Annotated in this window: 1 protein-coding gene; it reads left to right on the top strand. The window is 50.4% G+C overall.

All coding sequences use genetic code 11. The annotated features are described in order from the left end of the window. Positions 1-316: 316 nt before the first annotated feature. Positions 317-522, top strand: a 206-nt coding sequence (locus tag C2L80_RS13625; protein WP_338049485.1) for an HPF/RaiA family ribosome-associated protein, incomplete at its 3' end; no start/stop codon positions are given.

The following is a 522-nucleotide window of genomic DNA, read 5'->3' as shown; positions in this document are numbered from 1 at the left end:
GAAACCCATGCGAATAAATAACAAATAATTGTAACGCTCTTTTTACTCCATTGAACTAAAGTCCTTGATTTATCTCCATATCGCCCGCCTGCCCGCGCTCATCTGCGAAATCTGCGTTACGAGTCAGAAATCTGTTTCTGGTCATTTCACTAAACCTTTCTCCATTTCGCCGATTTGCGTTATTCTATTCATGCAGCTAAACGAGAGGGGCCGCAGATGACCGTGCTTGCCGCATCTTCGCATTCCAAATGCAGCAAGCCGTCCTTGTGCCCGGCGCCTTTCGGAATGCTGTTTTTTATTCGCCACGATTAAAGAGGTGGACGCTATTAGCATTACAGTGACGGGACGCAAGATTGCCATCACCGACGCCCTCCGCAGCTACGCAGAGGAAAAGATCGGCAATTCCCTCAAGGCCATCGACGCTGATCCCATCAGCACTGAAGTCGTCCTTATGCATGAGAAGAACCCCGCCAACCCGTTGCCGGCCATTTGCGAAGTTCCCGTTCGCATCAAGGGCCGCAT

The organism is Rubneribacter badeniensis, assembly GCF_002899695.1.
GTDB classification, from domain to species: domain Bacteria; phylum Actinomycetota; class Coriobacteriia; order Coriobacteriales; family Eggerthellaceae; genus Rubneribacter; species Rubneribacter badeniensis.
This window is presented reverse-complemented; position numbering and strand designations above follow the sequence as displayed.